This window comes from Delftia sp. WSY_12 (genome assembly GCF_043104645.1).
In the GTDB taxonomy this organism is placed as follows: domain Bacteria; phylum Pseudomonadota; class Gammaproteobacteria; order Burkholderiales; family Burkholderiaceae_C; genus Comamonas; species Comamonas tsuruhatensis.
On the sequence record NZ_JBICKW010000056.1, the window covers coordinates 1 to 21,659 of the forward strand.

A 21,659-nucleotide genomic window follows, 5' to 3' on the forward strand; every position below is an offset into this window, starting at 1 on the left:
TGCGCTACCGCACGCGGGACCTGACGCGGCTGCTGGCGCCGACTTCGCGCAGCTTCCGGCGCATGGGCAAGATCGTGGGGCGCAGCGACGACATGCTCATCATCCGCGGCGTGAACCTGTTTCCCACGCAGATCGAGGAGATCGTGCTGCAGAACGCCCAGCTGTCGGGCCAGTACCAGCTGGTGGTCACGCGCGAGGGCAATCTGGACCGGCTGGCCGTGCGCTGCGAGATGCAGCCGGGCACGCAGGGCGACACCGAGGCGCTGGCCCTGTGGGTGCAGCAGCGCATCAAGACCCTGGTCGGCGTGAGCGCCGAGGTCGAGGTGCTGCGGCCCGATTCCATAGAGCGCACCCTGGTGGGCAAGGCCCGCCGCGTGATCGACCACCGCAGCCGCTGAGTGCGCACAGGAGTCCCATGGCCCGAGGCCGATCTTCCGGATACGACGACCAGCGCGAACTGATCCTGGGCCATGCCGCCGCGCTGTTCGCGCGCAGCGGCTACCCCGGCACTTCGATGAACGAGGTGGCCCAGGCCTGCGGCCTGTCCAAGCCCACCATCTACCACTACTTCCGCGACAAGTACGCGCTGCTGGTGGACATCACCGATGGCCACATGACGCGGCTGCAGGCCCTGGTGGACGAGGTGCAGGCCATGGGCCTGCCGCCCGAGCCACGGCTGCGCATGCTGATCGAGCGCTTCGTGCAGGAGTACGCCCATGCCCGCCATGCCCACCGCGTGCTGACCGAGGACGTGCGCTTCCTGCAGAACGAGGACCGCCAGCGCGTGGTGGGCAAGGAGCGCGCCGTGGTCGAGGCCTTTGCCCAGGCGGTGGCCCAGCTGCGGCCGGACGCCGACGGCGCGGGCCTGTCCAAGGCGCTGGCCATGCTGCTGTTCGGGATGATGAACTGGATGTTCACCTGGCTGCGGCCCGACGGAACGCTGGACCACGAGGCCATGGCCCCCGTGGTGGCCGACCTGTTCCTGGGAGGCTTGCCTGCCGTGCAGACCCCAGGCAAACCCGTGCATCAAACCGCTGGCAAAAAAATAGTTACCACGGTAAATTGTGGCGCCTGACGGCACCGCGCCCCATCCAACACAAAGGAGACAGACATGAAGCGCATGACAAAACTGGGCCTGCTGGCCGCAACCCTGGCCACGGTGTGGGGCTCGGCCCTGGCCGACATCAACGTGGGCGTGGTGGTCTCGGCCACCGGGCCGGCCGCGTCGCTGGGCATTCCCGAAAAGAACACGGTGGCGCTGATGCCGCGCACGGTGGCGGGCCAGAAGGTCAACTACATCATCCTGGACGACGCCTCCGACACCACGGCGGCCGTGGCCAACACGCGCAAGCTGATCAGCGAGAGCAAGGTCGACGTGATCCTGGGCTCCAGCATCACGCCCAACTCCCTGGCCATGGTGGACGTGGTCTCCGAGGCCAAGACGCCCATGATCACGCTGGCCGCCTCGGCCAAGATCGTCGAGCCCGTGGATGCCAAGAAGTTCTGGGTCTTCAAGACGCCCCAGCACGACGCCATGATGGCCGCCGCCATCGGCGAGCACATGGCCAAGGCCGGCATCAAGACCGTGGGCTACATCGGCTTCAACGACGCCTATGGAGAAAGCTGGCTGCAGGAATTCCGCAAGGTGGCCGAGGCCAAGGGCCTCAAGCTCACCGCCACCGAGGCCTATTCGCGCAGCGACACCTCGGTCACGGGCCAGACGCTCAAGCTCATGGCGGCCAAGCCCGATGCGGTGCTGATCGCCGGCTCGGGCACGCCGGCCGCACTGCCGCAGAAGTCGCTCAAGGAGCGCGGCTACCAGGGCAAGATCTACCAGACCCACGGCGTGGCCAATGCCGACTTCCTGCGCGTGGGCGGCAAGGATGTGGAAGGCACGCTGCTGCCCGCCGGCCCCGTGCTGGTGGCCCACCAGCTGCCCGACAGCAACCCGGTCAAGAAGTCCGCCGTCTCCTATGTGGAGGCCTACGAGGCCGCCAACGGCAAGGGCACGGCTTCGACCTTTGGCGCGCATTCCTGGGATGCGGGCCGCGTGCTCGAAGCGGCGATTCCCGCCGCGCTCAAGAAGGCCCAGCCCGGCACGGCCGAGTTCCGCGCCGCGCTGCGCGATGCGCTGGAGCAGACCAAGGACGTGGCCGGCGCCCACGGCATCTTCAACATGACGCCCACCGACCACCTGGGCCTGGACCAGCGCGCGGCCGTCATGGTCAAGATCGAGAACGGTACCTGGAAGTACCAGCCCTGAACCTGCAGGCCTGAGGCCGCAGCGGCTGCCGCGCCTGGCGGCGGCCGCTGTGGCGCTTGGCCGCGTCTGCTCGAAAGTCGATCATGGATCTGCAAATCGCCCTGCTGCTGGGGCAGGACGGCATCGTCAACGGCGCCGTCTACGGCCTGATGGCGCTGGCCCTGGTGCTGGTGTTCTCGGTCACCCGCATCATCTTCATCCCGCAGGGGGAGTTCGTCGCCTTCGGCGCGCTCACCCTGGCCATGATGCAGGCCGGACGCGTGCCCACCACGCTGTGGCTGCTGCTGGCCCTGGCCGCCGCCGTGCTGGTGGTGGACCTGCTGCGCTGGCGCGCGGGCAGCCAGGTGAGCTGGCCCGCCACCTTCCTGTGGTGCCTGGCGCTGCCGGCCATTGCCGTGGCCCTGGCCTGGGGGCTGCGCCCGTCCTCGCTGATGCTGCAGGCGCTGGCCACCCTGGTGCTGATCACGCCCATGGGGCCGCTGCTGTACCGCCTGGCCTACCGGCCGCTGGCCCATGCCTCGGTGCTGATGCTGCTCATCGTCTCGGTGGCCATGCACGGCGTGCTGGTCGGCCTGGGGCTGCTGTTCTTCGGTGCCGAAGGCTCGCGCACCCCCGCGTTTTCCGAGGCGCAGCTGCGCCTGGGCGACATCACGATCTCGGGCCAGTCCCTGGTGGTGGTGGGCGTGACCCTGGTGCTGGTGGCCCTGCTGTTCGTGTTCTTCGAGCGCTCCATGATCGGCAAGGCGCTGCGCGCCACGGCCATCAACCGCGTGGGCGCACGCCTCATGGGCATTCCCACGGCCATGGCCGGCGACGTGAGCTTTGCGCTGGCCGCGCTGATCGGCGCCATCTCCGGCCTGCTGATCGCGCCGCTGACCACGGTGTACTACGACACCGGCTTTCTGATCGGCCTCAAGGGCTTCGTGGCCGCCATCGTGGGCGGGCTGGCCAGCTACCCGCTGGCCCTGGCCGGCGCGCTGCTGGTCGGGCTGCTGGAGGCCTTCTCGTCGTTCTGGGCCAGTGCCTACAAGGAGGTGCTGGTGTTCACGCTGATCATCCCGGTGCTGTGGTGGCGATCGCGCAATAGCCACCATGTGGAGGAAGAAGAATGAGCGCCCCCGTTTCCTCGCAGGCCGCGGCGCCTGCCAAGGCCGCCTCGGGCGGCATCAGCACGCGCGTGCTCACGGTGGCCGCCATTGCGCTGCTGGCCGCGTCCTGGGGCTTCCTGCCCGATTTCACCGTCGTCATCCTCAGCTACATCGGCCTGTTCGCCATGGTGGCCGCAGGCCTGGTGATGCTGACCGGCGTGGGCGGCATGACCTCGTTCGGCCAGGCGGCCTTCGTGGGCATCGGCGCCTATGCCACGGCCTGGGTCTGCACGGCGCCGGCCTCGGTGGCGGCGCTGGGCGGGCTGGTGGGCGCGGCGGGCCTGCCCTGGGTGGGCCTGGCGCTGGGCCTGCTCATCACCTTCGTCGTGGCCTGGCTGCTGGGCGCGGTCACGGTCAAGCTGCAGGGCCACTACCTGCCGCTGTGCACCATCGCCTGGGGGCTGAGCCTGTACTACCTGTTCGGCAACATGGAATTCCTAGGCGGGCAGACCGGCATCACGGGCATTGCGCCGCTGGTGATCGGTGGCGTCTCGCTGGCCTCGCCGCGCGCCATGGGCGTGGTGATCTGGGCCGTGCTGCTGGTGGCGCTTTGGCTGCTGCACAACCTGCTGGACTCGCGCGAGGGCCGGGCCATCCGCGCGCTGCGCGGCGGCCGCGTCATGGCCGAGTCCATGGGCATCGACACGGCGCACTACCGCGTCAAGCTCTTCGTGTTGGCGGCCCTGCTGGCCACGCTCTCGGGCTGGCTCTACGCCCACATGCAGCGCTTCGTGAGCCCGGCGCCCTTCAACCTCAACGTGGGCATCGAGTACCTGTTCATGGCCGTGGTCGGCGGCGCCGGCCACCTGTGGGGCGCGGTGCTGGGCGCCACGCTGATCACGCTGATCAAGCAAAAGCTGCAGGACATATTGCCGGCCCTGCTGGGCACCAGCGGCAACTTCGAGGTCATCGTCTTCGGCCTGCTGATGGTGCTGGTGCTGCAGCGCTTTGCAGAAGGCCTGTGGCCCACGCTGCAGGCGCTCACGGCGCGCTGGGTGCGCCGGCCCGTGTCTGATCTCAAGCTGGCGGACGCTGCGCCGCTGGCGCAGCGCGCGCTGCCCGCGGCGGGCCAGGTGCTGCTGGCGGCCGAGCATGTGACCAAGCGCTTTGGCGGCCTGGTGGCCAACAACGATGTGGCCATGACGCTCAGGGCCGGCGAGGTGCATGCGCTGATCGGCCCCAACGGCGCGGGCAAGAGCACTTTCTTCAACATGATCTCGGGCGTGGACTCGCCCACCGAGGGCCAGGTGCGCTTCATGGACCAGGCCATGAACGATGCGCCCTCGCGCCGCTTTGCCGCCCTGGGCCTGGGCCGCACCTTCCAGCATGTGCGCCTGCTGGGCCAGCGCAGCGTGCTGGAGAACGTGGCCGTGGGCGCGCACCGGCGTGCGCACCGGGGTTGGCTGGCCTCCATGCTGCGCCTGGACCGGGCCGAGGAGGCCTCGGTGCTGGCCGAGGCGCGCCGCCAGATCGAGCGCTGCGGCCTGGGCGCCTTCGCCGATGTGCCGGCCGCCTCGCTGGCCCTGGGCCAGCAGCGCATCGTGGAGATCGCACGCGCCCTGGCCGGACAGCCTGCGGCCCTGCTGCTGGACGAGCCGGCCGCCGGCCTGCGCCACCTGGAAAAACAGGCCCTGGCCGACCTGCTGCGCCAGCTGCGCGCCGAGGGGCTGGGCATTCTCGTCGTGGAGCACGACATGGAGTTCGTCATGAATCTTGCGGACCGCATCACGGTGCTGGAGTTCGGCACCGTGATCGCCGAAGGCACGCCGGCCCAGATCCAGGTCAACCAGCGCGTGCTGGACGCCTACCTGGGCGGCGGCGACGACGACGAGGCAACCGGAGAGACGGCATGAGCGACACCCTTTTGCAGCTCAAGGGCCTGAGCGTGTCCTACGGTCCCGTGGAGGCCGTGCACCAGGTGGATCTGGATGTGCGCAGCGGCGAGATCGTCACCGTCATCGGCCCCAACGGCGCGGGCAAGACCACGCTGCTGTCGGCCGCCATGGGCCTGCTGCCCTCGCGCGGCGAGATCCATCTGGACGGCAAGCGCATCGCACGCCCCGGCGTCGAGGTCATGGTGGCCAACGGCGTGGCCCTGGTGCCCGAAAAGCGCGAGCTGTTCGGCGAGATGTCGGTGGAGGACAACCTGCTGCTGGGCGGCTTCTCGCGCTGGCGCCGGGGCCTGCGCGACCAGGCGCAGCGCATGGACGAGGTCTTCGCCATCTTTCCGCGCCTGAGGGAGCGGCGCCCGCAGATGGCCTCCACCCTGTCGGGCGGCGAGCGCCAGATGCTGGCCATCGGCCGCGCGCTGATGGCACGCCCGCGCCTGCTGCTGCTGGACGAGCCCTCGCTGGGCCTGGCGCCGCTGATCGTGCGCGAGGTGCTGCAGGTCGTGGCCGGCCTGCGCGACCACGGCGTCTCGGTGCTGCTGGTCGAGCAGAACGCGCGCGCCGCCCTCAAGGTGGCCGACCGTGCCTACGTGCTGGAGATGGGCGCCGTGGCGCTCAGCGGCGCGGCCAGGGAGCTGCTGCATGACCGGCGCATCATCGATACCTATCTGGGGATGGGGCGCAGTGCGGAGGCGGCGGCGGTGGCCTGAGACGCAACCCCCAGCCACAACGAAAAAGGCTGCCGGACCGGCAGCCTTTTTGCGTCTGCAGCGTGGCGCTCAGTCCAGCTTGATGTTGTTGGCCGCGATCACCCGGCCCCACTTGCCGCGCTCGGCGCGCACGAACTGGCCCATCTGCTCGGCGCTGCCGGGCATGGGCTCCACGCCCATGGCGGCCAGGCGTGCCTTGGTGCGGGTGTCGGCCAGGGCCTGCTGCAGCGACTGGCTGAACTTCTTGACCACCTCGGCCGAGCTGCCCGTGGGCACGACGATGCCCTGCCAGGCATAGCCCTCGAAACCTTTCAGACCCTGCTCCTGCAGCGTGGCGACCTGGGGCAGCACGTCCACGCGCGCAGTGCTGGCCACGCCGATGGCCTTGAGCTTTTTCTCGCTCAGGAAGGGAATGATGGTGGCGCTGTCGGCCCACATGGCGGGAATCTGGCCGCCGACCACGTCCTGCACGGCAGGGGCCGCTCCGCGGTAGGGCACATGGGTCATGTTGGTGAGGCCCGCCTGCTCCCGGAACAGCTCGCCCACCAGGTGGTGGGGGCTGCCCAGTCCGGCCGAGCCCCAGCTCACGCCGGTCTTTTGCTGTTTGGCCCAGGCCAGGAATTCGGCGAGGTTGGTGGCGGGCACCTCGTTGTTGACCACCAGCAGCATGGGAAAGCGCACCAGCATGCCCACGGGCTTGAAGTCGCGCTCGGCGTTGTAGTTGAGCTTGCTGAACAGGAAGGGGTTGGCCGCCAGCGTGGCGAAGTCGGCCGTGAACATGAGGTTGCCGTGGTCGCGCGAGCGGGCGCTGTACTCGGCCGCGATGTTGGTGCCTGCGCCGGGCTTGTTGTTGATGACGATGACCCGCTCCATGTTGCGGCCCATGGCCTCGGCGATGACGCGGGCGACCACGTCCGAGCCGCCGCCGGCCGCATAGCCCACGACCCATTCCAGGGGCTTGTCCTGTGCCAGGGCGGCAGGCCCTGCGGCCAGGGCCAGGCCCGAGCAGGCCAGTGCGGCCAGAAACTGCTTGCGTTGCATCCTTGTCTCCATGTTGTATGCGGCGCCCTTGTGAGATGTCCAAGGTGTGAGGCGGGCGCCTTTGTGGGGATGGCAGGCCGCCGCGCGGGCGGCGGCGCGCGGCTTCAGGCGGCCGCGTGCACCGGGGCGACCGGTGTCACGGCGCCGCGCTCGGCCGGGTCCGCGCCGGCAGGGGCAAGTCCTGCGCTGGCGCGGGCCAGTTCGAGCGCATGCAGCAAGGTGCCCTGGTGGCCGATGTGGTTGGCCAGCAGCAGCACGAGGCGGGCATTGAGGGCATGGCTTTGCGCGGTGTCGAGCCCCTGGTGGGTGGCGATCAGGGCTTCGTAGAAATCGTCGCAGGCCTGCAGGTTGGGGTGGGTGGACAGCAGCATGGCGGTCTCCTGTGGATGGGGCGTAAGAGGTTCAGGCAGTGGCGGCGGCGCCGCAGGCTCTTTGCAGCGCGGCGCGCACGCCGGCCTCGTCGGGGCGGCGCCAGCGCGCGCAGACATGCTGGTCGGGCCGCAGCAGGTAGCTGGTGCCGGGGCGTGCATCAAGGCGTCTGGCCGCCAGGCCGCGCGCATCGATGAGGTCGGCGTCAGGTGCATGGGCCTCGCCCTCGGCCGCGATGGACAGGTTGAGCACGCCGGGCAGCGCCTGCGCCCAGGCCGGCGTGGGGCCGAAGTGCAGCAGCGTGAAGTCCGGTCCCAGTGCGCGCAGCAGCCAGGCCGTGCCGTCCACGCCGGGCCGGCGCATGGGCGCATCGGCCAGCACGGCGCCGGGCAATTGGGTGCCGTCGAAGGTGTCGGTGTCGGGCGTGTTGAGCGCCGAGCCATGCAGCGTGGCCGGCACGGACAGCCGCCCGCTGTTGACGATGCGGCGCGCGAATTCATGGTCGCGCGCCAGGTCCAGCACGGCGTCGCGGAACAGGCGGCTGATCTCGCTCTTGGGCGTGATGAAGTCGGTGGCGCGCGTGGAGTTGCGGATGTTCTCGTCGGCCGCGTATTCGCGCTCGGCGCCATAGGTGGCGATCAGCGAGGCATCGGCCTGGCCGCGCAGCACGCGGTCCAGCTTCCAGGCCAGGTTCTCGGCATCCTGCACGCCGCTGTTGGCGCCGCGTGCGCCAAACGGCGAGACGCCGTGGGCGCTGTCGCCCGCGAAGACCACGCGGCCATGGACGAATCGGTCCATGCGCAGGCAGGCGAAGGTGTAGACGCTGGCCCATTCCAGCTCGAAGGGCGCGTCCTTGCCCAGCAGGGCGCGGATGCGGGGAATGATGTTCTCGGGCTTTTTCTCTTCCTCGGGATCGGCGTCCCAGCCCAGCTGGAAGTCGATGCGCCAGACATCGTCGGGCTGGCGGTGCAGCAGCACGCTCTGGCCCGGGTGGAAGGGCGGGTCGAACCAGAACCAGCGCTCGGTGGGGAATTCGGCGTGCATCTTCACGTCGGCGATCAGGAAGCGGTCGCGGAAGATGCGGCCATGGCTTTCCTGGCCCAGCAGGCCGCGCAGCGGCGAGCGCGAGCCGTCGCAGGCCAGGACCCATTGCGCATCGATGCGGTAGCTGCCGTCAGGTGTCTCCACGGTCAGCAGCGCACCCTCGGCCTGCGGCTCCAGTGCCGTGACCTTGCTGTGCCAGCGCAGGTCGATCAGCGGCAGCTGCAGTGCGCGCTCGACCAGGTAGGCCTCGGCGTAGTACTGCTGCAGGTTGATGAAGGCCGGGCGCTCGTGGCCGTCCTCGGGCAGCAGGTCGAAGCGGTACAGCGGCTGGTCCTTGAAGAAGACCTTGCCCAGGTTCCAGGACACGCCCTTGTCCACCATGGGCTGGCCCACGCCCAGGCGGTCCCAGATCTCCAGAGTGCGCTTGGAAAAGCAGATGGCGCGCGAGCCCGTGGACAGCCGGCAGTCGTTGTCCAGCAGCACCACGCGCTGGCCGCGCTGGGCCAGGTCGATGGCCAGCGACAGGCCTACGGGGCCGGCGCCGACGATGACCACGGGATGCCGGGCGGGCGTGTCCGCACCGGCGTCCTGGTCGGCATGGCGCTCGTAGGGAATGTGGATGGACTGTATGTCTGCGCCGCTGCCGCGCAGCGCTTGCAGGGAGATGGCGGGGTGGGACATGGTGTTCGTCCTCTGGCGTGGGCAGTGTGGAAAAAAGGGCGCAGCCATCCCCGCCGGCGCGCCAGGGCGCCGGTTCACGGACGGGTGCGATGGGCGGGCGTGCCGGTGTTCAGGCCCGGACGCCGCCGTGCATCAGCCTTCGAGCGCCAGCCACATCTGGCGGTCGCGTTCGGCGGTCCAGATGCGCGGGTCGGCGTGGCCCGATGCCTCGTCATAGGCGCGGGTCACATCGAAGGGCATGCAGTGGTTGAAGATCACCCACTGGCCGTACTTGGGCTGCAGCTTGGCGAAGGCGGCCTCGTAGACCTTGCGCAGGTCCTGCTGGGCGTCGGCGCCGGCCTTGACCTCGGTCCACAGGTCGCTGATGAAGTCGCGCGTGCCGGCCAGGCCGGCCTGCACCTCGGCCGGCGTCTGCAGCGCGGCGCCCCGGCCGGGCACGAGCTTTTCGGGCTGCAGGGCGGCGATGGCGTCCAGCGTGTGCGGCCAGTCCTGGAAGTAGGCATCGCCCGCATAGGGCGTGGCGCCGAACTCCACCAGGTCGCCGCTGAACAGCACCTTGTCCTGGGGCAGCCAGACCACGGTGTCGCCCTTGGTGTGGCCGCGGCCCAGTTGCAGGATCTGCACCTCGAGCTTGCCCAGCCACAGCGTCATCTTGCCGGTGAAGGTGAGGGTGGGCCAGGTCATGCCCTCGGGCACGCTTTCCACGTTCTGGAACAGGCGCGGGAAGCGGCCGATCTCGCTGGCCTTGTCCTGCTCGCCGCGTTCCACGATCAGGTCGTAGGTGTCCTGGCTGGCAATGATGTGCTCGGCGCCTTCCGCGAAGAAGGCCGAGGCGCCCAGCACGCGCACCGCGTGGTAGTGCGACAGCGTCACGTACTTGATGGGCTTGTCGGTGACCTCGCGGATGCGGCGGATCACGTCCTGGGCCATGACGGGCGTGGCCTGGGTGTCGATCACCATCACGGCGTCGTCGCCAATGATGATGCCGGTGTTGGGGTCGCCTTCGGCCGTGTAGGCGTAGGCGTGCTCGGAGAGCTTGTCGAAGCTGACCTGCTTGATTTCGAGGTCGGCGGCTGAGGCAAAGGTCTTGGTGGTCATGGGCATCCTGCTTTTGAGATGGACAAATGCATTTGTTTTTATCGAATGCCTGAATGCTAGGGAAAAATTCAACATTGAACAATTCATTTGACATAGTGAAAAACCCTCGGAGCCGCAAACTCCGGGTTCCAGCCTTCACAATGCCTGCCATGTCCGATGCCGCCTCCTCCCCGAACGACCCCGTCTTCCCCTCCGACAGCGCCGATGACGAGCCCGCGCGCGGCCCGCGCGGCATCCAGAGCGTGGAGGTCGGCGGCCAGCTGCTCAAGGCGCTGGCGCGCACCGGCCGGCGCATGGCGCTGAAGGATCTGGCGCGCGAGGCCGGCATGACGGCGGCCAAGGCCCACCCCTACCTGGTGAGCTTCTGCAAGCTGGGCCTGATGGAGCAGGACCGCGCCAGCGGCCACTACGGCCTGGGGCCGCTGGCCATACAGATGGGGCTGATCAGCCTGCAGCAGGCCGATCCCGTGCGCCTGGCGATTGCCGAGCTGCCCGCGCTGGCGCAGGAGGTGGGCAGCACGGTGTCGATTGCCATGTGGAGCGGCCAGGGGCCGACCATCATCCGCGTGGAAGAGGGGCCCACCCATGTCTACGTGGCCATGCGCCACGGCACGCCCGCATCGCTGCGCCACACGGCCACGGGCAAGATCTTTGCGGCCTTTGGCGAGCCCGGGCGCATTGCGCCCCTGCTGGACGCGGAAGGCCACAGCCTGGAGGAGCCGGCCTTCGCTCAGGAGCTGGCCGCCATCCGCGCCAGCCGCCTGAGCCGGGTCGAGAACCAGCTGCTGTCAGGCGTGAGCGCGCTGGCCGTGCCGGTGTTCGACGGCTTTGGCCAGCTGGTGCTGGCCATTGCCGCCATCGGCCCTTCGGCCACGCTGGACCTGGACCTGCAAGGCCGGCCGGCCCTGCTGCTGCAGGCCCAGGCGCGCAGCCTGTCCCAGCGCCTGGGAGCGCCGGCCCAGGCCTGAGCCCGTCGCTTGCTGCGGCTCAGTTGGTGAGCAGCAACTGATCCCGGGCAGGCGCACGCCCTTCCAGCGTGAAGCCGGCCACCGTGCGCGACAGGTGGTGGGCCTGCTCGTTGAGCACGGACGATGCGGCGGTGGACTCTTCCACCAGCGCGGCGTTCTGCTGCGTGGCGCGGTCCATGTCGGCCACGGCCTGGTTGATCTGGCCGATGCCCACGCTCTGCTCGGTCATGGCGCCGTTGATCTCGACAATGATCTGGGAGACGCGCTGGATGCCGTCCACGATCTCGCCCATGGTCTGGCCGGCCGCGCGCACGCGGTCCGTGCCCATGGCCACGCTGGCGCCGGAGGCGTCGATCAGGGTCTTGATCTCCTTGGCGGCCGCCGCACTGCGGTGGGCCAGGCTGCGCACTTCTGCCGCCACCACGGCAAAGCCCCGGCCCTGCTCACCGGCGCGGGCCGCCTCGACGGCGGCATTGAGCGCCAGGATGTTGGTCTGGAAGGCGATGGCATCGATGACGCCGATGATCTCGCCGATCTTGGACGAGGCCTTGGAGATGTCGTCCATGGTGCTCACGGCGCTGCCCACCACGTCGCCGCCCTTGGTGGCCGAGCTGCTGGCCGACTGGGCCAGGCGCGTGGCCATGGCGGCCGCCTCGGCCGACTGGCGCACATTGGCCGTCAGCTGCGACAGCGAGGCCGAGGTCTCCTGCAGGCTGCTGGCCGAGGACTCGGTGCGGTTGGACAGGTCCAGGTTGCCCAGCTTGATCTCGTCGGTGGCGGTCTTCATGGACTCCACGCCGTTGCGCACATCCTTGAGCACGGTGCCGATCTGCTCGACGAAGCCGTTGAAGGACGAGGCGATCTGCGCCACTTCGTCATTGCCCGACACCGGCAGGCGCTGCGTCAGGTCGCCGCCGCCCGAGCCGATCTTGTCCATGGCGTCGCGCACCTGCGACAGGCGCCGGAAGGACTGGGCCGTCAGCGCCGCCGCCACGGCCGTGGCCAGGCAGGCCAGCAGCACGATGGCAATGGCCAGCGTCTTGAGCACGCTTTGCAGTCCGGTCGTGGCCTCGGCCTTGTCCAGCGCCACCACCAGCAGCCAGTCCGTGCCCTGCACCGGGCGGGCCTTGAGCAGCTTGGCGCTGCCGCCCAGGTTCACTTCCAGCGGCGCCGTGGCGCTGGCCAGCGCGGTCAGCGCAGCCGGCGTCAGCAGCTCGGACAGGTCGGAGGTGGGCTTGAGCAGCAGCTTGGCATCGGCATGCGCCAGCACCTGGCCGTCACGGCTGACCACAAAGCCCAGGCTGCCGGGCGTGGGACGGATGGCCGAGACCACCTCGCGCACGCCCTCCAGCGGCACGGCGCCGCTGATCACGCCCTGCAGCGCGCCGCCGCGCAGCATGGGCGCCACGAAGGCCACATAGGGCACGCCCGTGGTGGAGTCGCCATAGGGCTTGGTCAGTGTCAGCTTGCCGGCCTGCACGGCGCTCTTGTACCAGGGGCGGGCCGTGGGGTCGTAGTCGGGCGGGGTGCTGGTGGTGGACTTGAAGGTCTTGTCCTGCCAGCCCACCGTGGTGATGGGGAAGCCGCTGGCCTGGCCCATGTGGGCGGCAAAGCCCTGCGGGTCGCCATGCTCGATCACGGCGGCGGCGGCGCTGACGGCGCGCGCCTTGGAGGCCACCCACTGGTCGATGGCCATGGTGTTGCCTGCGGTGATGGCGTCCAGGTCCTGTTCGATGGTCTGGAACGTGCTGCCGCGGACGATGTGGTACGTGGCGGCCCCCGTGATGGCAAGGGCGCCGACCACGGTGGCTGTGCTGATGGCAAGAATCTTGGAGCGAAGGGTCTGGAGCATGGCGCGGCAAGGGAAGACTGAGGACTCCGCAAGCCGCGATGGCCGGGCATGCGGCCCTGTCATTAACGCACAATTTGTTTCATTCTTGACGACATGCCAACCCTGGGATGGCGTGCACCAACTTGCGCGCAACACCTGTCATAGAGGCATTTGCTGCAGCGCACCATTGCAGTGCGGTGTGACATGTTGCTGTAACGCAACCGTCGCGGGACTTTCATGGCGGCTTTCCACAATGGCGGCACGCAGGCAAACCGAGTGGCACAGGCAGGTCACCGACTGCGTCCAACATGACGAGGAAGGCGGGCATATGGACGTTCTTGACACCCTTCGCAACGCGGCGATCGACGTCGCCAAGCCCCCGCTTTCCGCGCTTCTCCAGCCACCCCAGGCCGCAGACAAACCGCTGCGGCTGGACGTGCGCTGGGCCCGGCACCTTGACGAAGTGCGACAGGTGCAGCGCCTGCGCCACGCGGTGTTCGCCGCCGAGATGGGCGCCGTGCTGCAGACGCCGCTGGCCGGGCACGACATCGATGCCTTCGACGACTTCTGCGAGCACCTCATGGTCTGCGACGCCGACCGGGGCGTGGTCATCGGCACCTACCGCCTGCTCACCCCCACCCAGGCGCTGCGCGCCGGGGGCCTGTACTCCGACCAGGAATTCGACCTCGCCCCGCTGCACGCTTGGCGCCCGCGCATGGTGGAGCTGGGCCGCAGCTGCGTGCACGCATCGCACCGCCAGGGCGGCGTGATCCTGGCGCTGTGGGGCGCCCTGGCCGAATTCATGCAGCGCAACCAGCTGGACGCCATGGTCGGCTGCGCCAGCATTCCCATGCAGTACCCGGGCCTGGCCCACGGAGAAGGCCCGGCGCGCGTCTGGCAGCAACTGCGCCAGACCCATCTGGCCGAGCCCGAGCTGCAGGTGCGTCCCCGCGTGGCCCTACCCGAGGAGCTGGCATCGGTCAGCACCAGCGGCATGAGCGTGGAGCCGCCCGCGCTGATCCAGGGCTATCTGCGCACGGGCGCCAAGGTGCTGGGCGCGCCGGCCTGGGACAGCGACTTCAACACGGCCGACCTGCCCATCATGATGCGCATGCAGGACCTGCCTTCGCGCTACATGCGCCTGTTCACGCGGCGCGGCTGAGGCCGTCCCGGCGCTTGGGGGGGAATCGGGGGATTTTCGGAAAGAGAGGGCGGATCCGGCTTCTTGTGCAGTGAGCCGGACCGTGATGTGCATCACAGGGCTGTCACAAAGACCGTGCATGATGCTGGATGTGGGCTGAAGCAGACACCCGGACGGAGGCAGGTAACCTGCACCGGACTGACCGGGCCTTGGTCCACGCCAATTGCAGGCCGCAGCCTTTCAGGGGCTGCGGCCTTTTTCATGGGCAATTCCTGAGCTACCGGGCAGCGGCTGGGGCATCGGCCAGAAGGCGCTGGTGCTCGATCTTCACGCAGCGGTCCTGCACGGTCCAAAGACCTGCAGCGCGGGCCAGTTCCAGGGCTTTGTCGTTGACCACGCCCAATTGCAGCCACAGGCAGCGCGCGCCGATGGCAACGGCCTCGGCGGCCAGCGGCGGGATGTCCTCGCTCTTTCGGAAGCAATCGACCATGTCGATGCGCAGGCCCTGGGCAGCCAGCGCGGCCGCAGCGTCGGCCAGGCTGGCATGGACGGGCTCGCCCAGGATGCGTCCGCCTTCGCGTGCGACCACGGGGTTCACGGGAACGATGCGGTAGCCGTGGCGCTGCATGTACTGCGACGCCTGGTGGCTGGGCCGGTCGGGCTGCGGCGACAGGCCGACCACGGCCAGGGTGCGGCACTGCACGAGGATGTCGCGCAGGCGGGAGTCTGTGGCTGTATCACTCATGCGCCGCAGTGTACGCAGCGCATGCGGATCAGGCCGGCTGCACTGTCGCGGCCGCAGCATGGCGGCGGCGCAGCACCAAGCCCCAGGCCAGGCCCAGCACGGCGGCCGTGGCCGACGCCATCAGCACCCCCAGCTTGGCGGCATTGAGCAGGGCCTCGCTGTCAAAGGCCAGCGTGGCGATGAAGATGGCCATGGTGAAGCCAATGCCTGCCAGCAGGCCTGCCAGCAGCGTGTCGCCCCAGCCCATGCCTGGCGGCAGCGCGCACATCCGCAGGCGCACGGCCAGCCAGCAGCTGAGCAGCACGCCCAGCGGCTTGCCCAGTACCAGGGCCAGGGCCACGCCCCACATCACGGCCGACGTGCCCGCCACATCAATGCCAGCGGTGCCCGCGCCCTGCAGCGGCACGCCGGCATTGGCCAGCGCAAACAGCGGCATCACGCCAAAGGCCACCCAGGGATGCAGGTCCGCCTGCACGCGCTCCACGGGCGCTGCGCTTTCGCGGCCTGCCAGTGCGTGCACGGGCGTCACCAGGCCCAGCACCACGCCGGCCAGCGTGGGATGGGCGCCGGTCTGCCAGATGCCCCACCAGAGCACGGCGCCCGGCAGCACATAGGCCCAGGCGCGGCGCACGCCCAGCGACTGCAGCAGGAACACGCCGGCCAGGCCGGCGGCGGCCACCAGCAGTTGGTCCCACTGCAGCCCGCCCGAATAGAACAGCGCAATGATGAGCACGGCCACCAGGTCGTCGATGATGGCCAGCGCCAGCAGGAACACGCGCAGCGCGGGCGGCAGGCCCCGGCCCAGCAGGGCCAGCACGCCCATGGCAAAGGCGATGTCGGTGGCCGTGGGCACGGCCCAGCCGTTGCGCAGCGGCGGCGCGGCGTTGAAGGCCAGGAAGATCAGGGCCGGCGCCACCACGCCGCCCAGCGCGGCCATCACGGGCAGCAGCGCCTGGCGCGGCTGGGCCAGTGCGCCGGAATGCATCTCGCGGCGTATCTCCATGCCGACCACGAGAAAGAACACGCTCATCAGCGCATCGTTGACCCAGAAATGCAGGGATTGCGACAGCTGCCACGGGCCCAGGCCCAGGCTCAGCGGCGTGTGCCACAGCGCCTCATAGGAGCCGGCCCAGCCGGAGTTCGCCCAGAGCAGGGCGGCGGCCGCTGCCAGCAGCAGCACGATGCCGCTCGCGGCCTCGGCATGGGACCAGCGGGACAGGAAGGCGCCGACGCGATCGGCAAAAGACAGGAAAAGGGGCGTGCGCGGGCCGGACGGCCGCGGGGTCGTGTAGGTGTTCATGTGCAAAGCAGCAAAGGGGCCTTGCGGCCCCAGTGCGCAGGCGGCCCGACCTGCGCTATCAACACCTGTCCTGCCGCCCCATGCGGTCTGGACACCCAGCGGCCATTATAAAAGAAGCCCCCACTCCCTTTACTGCGCAAGGTCCGCTGCCCCCCGAGGGGGCCGCTTTTTGCCTTGGGGCGGCCCGGCGGCAAAAAATCGGCCACCGGGACTCTTGCGCAAGACCCTGCGGATTCAGGGCCTGGGCGGCTCATTGCGCGCAACGCATTCGGCCAGCAGCCCCAGCGAGGACAGCGCAATCATGAAGACCAGGAACACATAGGCCGCCGTTGCCACGCCCAGGCTCATGCTGAAGCCCCATTGCAGCACCGAGCAGGCCATGCTGGTCTGCGGATACATTGCCGTGCATTGCGATGCTGCGGGCATGTGCACGTACCAGGTGACGGCGATGAACATGGCGCCCGCCACCATGGCGGCATTGCCCCAGGGATGGGTCTGCGGGTGGTACAGCGCATAGATCAGCGCCACGGGAACGGCCAGGCCCCAGGCGAACATCATCAGCCAGCTGAACACCGGCGAGACCGCCAGGATGGACTGCAGCCATCCCATCTTGGGCAATCCGTTGACGAAGCCCAGCAGGTCCCAGACAAAGGGCAGGACGATCCCCGCCACGGCCAGGCTGGCAAGCCCCAGCGCCAGCAGCAATCCCTTGCCGCGTGAACGATGGTGCACCCCCGAAGGGTGCGAATGGGTGATCAGTGCATGCATGGCCCACCTCCTGTGTCGTGCAGGGCGGGCAGTTGCCGCGCGGGCGGGTCTCCGGAGTCGGGCGGCAGCCGCGGCGCCTAGCGTTCGGATTGCGGTATTCCCCGGATGCATCCAGTCTAGGACGGCGTGCGCTGCAACAAATGTAGGCCTGGGACCTACCCAAAATCGGGGTTTGTCCCAGGAGGGCGTGCCGTCAAAGCGCGGCCAACGCCCCCAGCACCTCGCCCTTGGACAGCAGTTCGCTGAGCACCACCGGCGGCTTGCCCGGCGCATGCAGCACATAGACGGGCACGCCGCTGCGGCCCAGCTGCTGCAGCGCGGCGGTGATGGCCGGGTCGCGCCGCGTCCAGTCGGCGCGCAGCAGGGTCACGCCGTGCTTGTCGAAGGCGGCCAGCACCTCCTCATGGTTGAGCGTGGTGCGCTTGTTGACCTGGCAGGTCACGCACCAGGCGGCCGTGTAGTCCACGAACACGGGCTTGCCCGCCGCCTGCAGCTCGGCCACGCGGGCGGCCGACCAGGGCTGCCAGCGCTGGCGTGCAGCGGACGCCATGCCCGTGCCCTCCGCCTGGGCAGGTGTGGCGATCAGCGGTGCGGTGGTGGCCAGCAGCGCGCCCCCCAGCACCACGGCCAGCGTGGCCAGCACGGCGCGCGTGCGGCCCTTGAGCGTCAGCGTCCAGACCAGGGCGCTGAAGGCCAGCAGCAGGGCCAGCAGCGCAGTGGCGGCGTCGATGCCGCTCTGGTGCCCCAGCACCCAGACCAGCCAGACCACGGTGGCGAACATGGGAAAGGCCATGGCACGGCGGAAAGTGTCCATCCAGGCGCCAGGGCGTGGCAGCCAGCGCACTACGGCGGGAACGAAGCTGGCCAGCAGATAGGGCAGGGCCATGCCCAGGCCCAGGGCGGCGAACACCGTCAGCGCCTGCAGGGCCGGCATGTCGATGGCAAAGCCCAGCGAGGCGCCCATGAACGGCGCCGTGCAGGGCGAGGCAATGGCCACGGCCAGCACGCCGGACAGAAAGGCATCGGCCACCGGGTGGCGCGCATGCGCCGCAGCCCAACGCCCGGGCAGCATGGAGCCGAACTCGAACAGGCCTGCCAGGTTCAGGCCCAGCAGCGTGAACAGGGCTGCCAGCAGGGCCACGATGGCCGGCGACTGCAGCTGAAACCCCCAGCCCAGCTGCTCGCCTGCCGCGCGCAGCGCCAGCAGCAGCCCGCCCAGGGCCAGGAAGGACAGCACCACGCCGGCCGTATAGGCCAGCCCGCCCAGGCGCTGGGCGCGGCGGTCCTGTCCATGGCGTGCAAAGCCCAGGATCTTGATGGCCAGCACCGGGAAGACGCAGGGCATGAGGTTGAGGATCAGTCCACCCACCAGACCACCGAGCAGGGCCATCCACAGGCTGGTGGCGCTGGCAGCAGGCGCAGCGGCCTGGTTGGCCGCCAGGGCGGCGGCCAGTGCGGGGGAAACGCTGGCCATGGCGGCGGCCGTCCAGCGGCCCTCGACCGAGGCCTCGGCGCGCCAAGCCACGGGCTGGCCCTGCTCCAGCGCTGCGGCGCGCTCGGCGGGTGGCAGGGCCAGAACCACGGGCAGCTTGGCCGGAGTGTCGCCGCGCATGTCGGACAGGGGCAGCTCGGCCACCCAGGCCGCGCCGTCCCAGCGCTGCTGCCAGTCCTTGCCCAGTTCTGCCGCGTGGTGGAAGGTGTCGGAAGATTCGGGATAGAAGTCCAGCGTGCGGCCCTGCAGGGATTCCGGCAGGCCCTCGATGCGCAGCTGCACGCGCTCGTCGGGCGTCCTGCCTTCTGCTGCTGGCTGGCTGGCCGGCACCACCTTGGCCTGGGCTGGCGCAGACAGTGCCTGGGGCTTGAGCGCCCAGGCCTGGGTGAAGGCCTGACCCTGGCCTGCCGTGCTGCCCTGCACGGGCAGCTGCAGCTGGAAATCGCCTTCCTCGGGAATGCACTCCACGCGGCAGACCAGCCAGTTCGCGTGCAGGCGCAGGTCCAGCATGCCGGACGCGGGCGGCTTGAAGTCGGCGGCCACCTGCACGGGCACGGGCAGCAGCACCTGGCCCTCATAGCCGTAGTTGAGCAGCGGGCCCACGCGCAGCGCCTCGGGCACGGGCCACTGGATCTCGCCCGCCGTCAGGCCCGCAGGCAGCTGCCAGTTCAGCTCGGTGGCCAGGCCGGAGTCACCGGCGTTCTTCCAGTAGGTATGCCATTCGGGCTGGTGGGTGATCAGCAGGCCCAGCCACAGTGTCTGGCCAGGCTGTACGCCTTCGGGCGCCTGGGCCACGAGTTCGGCGCGCACGCGCGGCGTGTCCACGGTCGCTGCCGCCCCGCTGCCGGTTTTCAGGCGGATCTGCGCGCCGGCCTGGAAGGCCAGCAGGCTGGAGGCGGCCAGAAGGAAGGCAAGAAGCCAGAAGGCGAGGCGCTGGAGTGCGGTGTGGCGAGGAGGCGTTTGGAGTGGCATGGCGGACTATGGGAGCCCGGGGCGGGATCTTTGGTTCCCCTGGCTACAGGCGGCGATGGTAGCGGCCATGCGCCATGGAATCCTCTGTGCGTTGTTGCAAGACGATTGGCAAAAGATATCGTTGCATAGGCGCTTGGTATTGGACAGGCGATAGGTCCGTTGCCCATCATGGGCCGGCCACCCATCCGGGATAGAGCAACACAAGGAGACAAGCCATGCAGGAGACATCTCGCCGCCAATTCCTGGCCGCCGGCGCGGCAGCGGCCGCCGCCTGGGGGCTGCCGCAGCACGCGCGCGCGGCCGCTGCCTATCCCGACAAGTCCGTGCGCGTGATCGTGCCCTTTCCCGCCGGTGGCACCACCGACGTGGTGGCGCGGCTGGCCATGCAAAAGCTCGGGGAGCTGACCGGCCAGTCCTTCGTGGTGGACAACAAGGGCGGTGCCAACGGCGTCATCGGCACGGAACTGGCCGCGCGCGCCACGCCCGACGGCTACACCCTGCTGATGAACACGGCGGGCGCGCAGACCCTGAGCCCGGTGCTCTACAAGACCAGCTACGAGGCGCTGGCCAGCTTCGAGCCCATCAGCCATCTGTGCGACGTGGGCTTCGTCCTCATTGCGCGCAAGGACCTGCCCGTGAACAGCCTGCAGGAGCTGGTTGACATGGCCAAACAGGGCAAGCCGCTGAGCGTGTCCTCGGGCAGCAGCATGATTTCGCTGATCACCGAGCAGTTCAAGAAGGTGATTGGCGCGCCGGGCATCGTCAACGCCCAGTACAAGGGCACGGCGCCGCAGATGCAGGCCGTGGTGGCGGGCGAGGTGGATTTCTCGTTCGACTCCTTCACCTCGGTGGAGATGATCCGCACGGGCAGGGTCAAGGCCCTGGCCGTGCTGCTGCCCCAGCGCGCCGAAGTCTTTCCCCAGGTGCCCACCATCAAGGAGGCCGGCGTGGACGGCATGGGCTTCAGCTCCTGGTCGGGCCTGCTCGCGCCCAAGGGCACGCCCCGCGACATCGTGGCCCAGCTCGCGCAGCAGATGGACAAGGTCATGCAGATGCCCGACGTGCTGGCCAAGCTGCGCAGCTACAGCTATGTGCCGCGCCGGGGCACGCCCGAGGAGTTCGCGCGGCTGATCGAATCCGACAACGAGCGCTGGAAGCGCATCGTCAGGGAATCCAACTTCAAGGTCGAATGAGACGCAGGGCGGGGGCTAAGATCATGGCCATGTCAAGCTCCCCGCCTCCACACACGTCCCTCGGTACCTGGCCATCGCGCTGGTGGGCCGAAGTATCGGCGCGCGATTTCGCGCTGGCCCAGGCGGGGCTTGCCGCGGAAACCGTGGCGGTGCTGCCCGTGGCCGCCGTGGAGCAGCATGGGCCGCACCTGCCGCTGTCCGTCGATGCCCGCCTGCTGCAGGGCGTGATCGATGCGGTCCTGCCGCTGCTGCCGGCCGACCTGCCCGTGCTCTTTCTTCCTCCGCAGAACATCGGCTTCAGCGTGGAGCACCAATCGTTTGCCGGCACGCTGACGCTGTCGCCCGCCACGGTGATCGCGCTGTGGACCGAACTGGGCGCCTGCGTGGCGCGGGCCGGCGTGCGCCGGCTGCTGCTGCTCAACGGCCATGGCGGCCAGGTCAGCGTGATGGACATCGTGGCGCGCGAGCTGCGCATGCGCCACGGCCTGCTGGTCTACAGCAGCAGCTGGTTCGGCCTGGTGGACGATGCGGCCAATGCGCAGTTCAGCGCGCATGAGCACCGCTTCGGCATCCATGGCGGCGAGGTGGAGACGTCGATGATGCTGCACCTGGCGCCGGAGACCGTGCGCATGGAGCATGCGCGGGACTTTCATTCCACTTCGCAGGATCGGGCGCAGCGGCATGCCTTGCTGGGCAATGGGCGAAGCGCCAAGATGGGCTGGGCCATCGAGGATTACAACGTTTGCGGCGCCGTTGGCAATGCAGCCGGGGCTGCGGCCGAGCGTGGTGCAGCCATGGTGCAGGCGTCGGCTAGAGGGCTGGTGCAGTTGCTCTCGGAGATGCATGCACTGGCCCCAGATACGGTGGGGCGGGCGCCGGAGCCGTTGTAGGTTTGTTGCGGGTTCGTTTTTGGACCCTGCCGGAAGGTGGTTTTTCGAGGCCGGGTCTCGGCCCGGCGGCCGACCTACTTTCTTGCGGCGCAGCAAGAAAGTAGGCAAAGAAATGC

19 protein-coding genes are annotated in these 21,659 nt (G+C 69.3%); 10 read left to right on the top strand and 9 right to left on the bottom strand.

Annotation, left to right across the window (positions count from 1 at the left end; translation table 11 throughout):
- The 6 genes from ACF8LI_RS24625 to ACF8LI_RS24650 form a co-directional block, all read left to right on the top strand.
- A partial coding sequence (locus ACF8LI_RS24625; protein WP_392414446.1) for a phenylacetate--CoA ligase family protein occupies positions 1-398 on the top strand: 398 nt, incomplete at its 5' end.
- Positions 399-415: 17 nt separating this feature from the next.
- On the top strand, positions 416-1,075 hold the full coding sequence (locus tag ACF8LI_RS24630) for a TetR/AcrR family transcriptional regulator (RefSeq protein ID WP_047327014.1): 660 nt from the start codon (positions 416-418) through the stop codon (positions 1,073-1,075).
- A gap of 36 nt (positions 1,076-1,111) precedes the next feature.
- Entirely contained in the window at positions 1,112-2,263 is a 1,152-nt protein-coding gene (locus tag ACF8LI_RS24635; protein WP_016454722.1) for an ABC transporter substrate-binding protein, read from the top strand.
- Between the two features lie 83 nt (positions 2,264-2,346).
- Entirely contained in the window at positions 2,347-3,375 is a 1,029-nt protein-coding gene (locus ACF8LI_RS24640) for a branched-chain amino acid ABC transporter permease (protein ID WP_012202505.1), read from the top strand.
- A complete protein-coding gene (locus tag ACF8LI_RS24645) occupies positions 3,372-5,264 on the top strand; it encodes an ATP-binding cassette domain-containing protein (protein WP_017406074.1) in 1,893 nt (630 codons plus the stop codon). The genes ACF8LI_RS24640 and ACF8LI_RS24645 overlap by 4 nt, the downstream gene beginning before the upstream one ends.
- A complete protein-coding gene (locus ACF8LI_RS24650; protein ID WP_016449266.1) occupies positions 5,261-6,010 on the top strand; it encodes an ABC transporter ATP-binding protein in 750 nt (249 codons plus the stop codon). The genes ACF8LI_RS24645 and ACF8LI_RS24650 overlap by 4 nt, the downstream gene beginning before the upstream one ends.
- Positions 6,011-6,079: 69 nt before the next feature.
- Here ACF8LI_RS24650 and ACF8LI_RS24655 read toward each other — a convergent pair whose 3' ends face one another.
- The 4 genes from ACF8LI_RS24655 to ACF8LI_RS24670 form a co-directional block, all read right to left on the bottom strand.
- Complete coding sequence (locus ACF8LI_RS24655; RefSeq protein WP_392414447.1) at positions 6,080-7,051, bottom strand: Bug family tripartite tricarboxylate transporter substrate binding protein; 972 nt, start codon at positions 7,049-7,051, stop codon at positions 6,080-6,082.
- Between the two features lie 104 nt (positions 7,052-7,155).
- Entirely contained in the window at positions 7,156-7,422 is a 267-nt protein-coding gene (locus tag ACF8LI_RS24660; protein WP_013800326.1) for a DUF2783 domain-containing protein, read from the bottom strand.
- A 31-nt stretch (positions 7,423-7,453) separates the two neighbouring features.
- Complete coding sequence (locus tag ACF8LI_RS24665; RefSeq protein ID WP_392414448.1) at positions 7,454-9,145, bottom strand: FAD-dependent oxidoreductase; 1,692 nt, start codon at positions 9,143-9,145, stop codon at positions 7,454-7,456.
- A 132-nt stretch (positions 9,146-9,277) separates the two neighbouring features.
- Positions 9,278-10,243, bottom strand: coding sequence for an MBL fold metallo-hydrolase (locus ACF8LI_RS24670; protein WP_012202512.1), 966 nt, complete (start codon positions 10,241-10,243; stop codon positions 9,278-9,280).
- 149 nt (positions 10,244-10,392) lie between these two features.
- On the opposite strand from ACF8LI_RS24670, the gene ACF8LI_RS24675 reads away from it, so the two are divergent.
- Positions 10,393-11,211: an IclR family transcriptional regulator gene (locus tag ACF8LI_RS24675; protein ID WP_185070681.1), complete on the top strand. Its 819-nt coding sequence runs from the start codon at positions 10,393-10,395 to the stop codon at positions 11,209-11,211.
- A 19-nt stretch (positions 11,212-11,230) separates the two neighbouring features.
- Here the strand turns inward: ACF8LI_RS24675 and ACF8LI_RS24680 are convergent, their stop codons facing one another.
- The gene (locus ACF8LI_RS24680) at positions 11,231-13,063 is read right to left on the bottom strand and encodes a methyl-accepting chemotaxis protein (RefSeq protein ID WP_071953737.1); all 1,833 of its coding nucleotides are present in this window, start codon (positions 13,061-13,063) and stop codon (positions 11,231-11,233) included.
- A 307-nt stretch (positions 13,064-13,370) separates the two neighbouring features.
- Here ACF8LI_RS24680 and ACF8LI_RS24685 point away from each other — a divergent pair, with 307 nt between their 5' ends.
- Positions 13,371-14,204 carry a GNAT family N-acetyltransferase gene (locus tag ACF8LI_RS24685; protein ID WP_065346541.1) on the top strand — a complete coding sequence of 278 codons (834 nt, stop codon included), beginning with the start codon at positions 13,371-13,373 and terminating at the stop codon, positions 14,202-14,204.
- Between the two features lie 256 nt (positions 14,205-14,460).
- Here the strand turns inward: ACF8LI_RS24685 and ACF8LI_RS24690 are convergent, their stop codons facing one another.
- From ACF8LI_RS24690 to ACF8LI_RS24705, 4 genes are all read right to left on the bottom strand, one after another.
- The gene (locus ACF8LI_RS24690; RefSeq protein WP_034397998.1) at positions 14,461-14,928 is read right to left on the bottom strand and encodes a CoA-binding protein; all 468 of its coding nucleotides are present in this window, start codon (positions 14,926-14,928) and stop codon (positions 14,461-14,463) included.
- Positions 14,929-14,956: 28 nt separating this feature from the next.
- Positions 14,957-16,228, bottom strand: coding sequence for a Na+/H+ antiporter NhaA (nhaA, locus tag ACF8LI_RS24695; RefSeq protein WP_392414449.1), 1,272 nt, complete (start codon positions 16,226-16,228; stop codon positions 14,957-14,959).
- Between the two features lie 234 nt (positions 16,229-16,462).
- Entirely contained in the window at positions 16,463-16,996 is a 534-nt protein-coding gene (locus ACF8LI_RS24700) for a hypothetical protein (protein WP_269198027.1), read from the bottom strand.
- Between the two features lie 193 nt (positions 16,997-17,189).
- Positions 17,190-19,460 (bottom strand): protein-disulfide reductase DsbD family protein, encoded by a 2,271-nt coding sequence (locus ACF8LI_RS24705; protein WP_392414450.1) that lies wholly within the window; start codon positions 19,458-19,460, stop codon positions 17,190-17,192.
- 215 nt (positions 19,461-19,675) lie between these two features.
- Between ACF8LI_RS24705 and ACF8LI_RS24710 the strand changes: the two genes are divergently transcribed.
- Positions 19,676-20,653: a Bug family tripartite tricarboxylate transporter substrate binding protein gene (locus ACF8LI_RS24710; protein ID WP_392414451.1), complete on the top strand. Its 978-nt coding sequence runs from the start codon at positions 19,676-19,678 to the stop codon at positions 20,651-20,653.
- A gap of 29 nt (positions 20,654-20,682) precedes the next feature.
- Positions 20,683-21,543, top strand: coding sequence for a creatininase family protein (locus ACF8LI_RS24715; protein ID WP_392414452.1), 861 nt, complete (start codon positions 20,683-20,685; stop codon positions 21,541-21,543).
- The last annotated feature ends 116 nt before the right edge of the window (positions 21,544-21,659 follow it).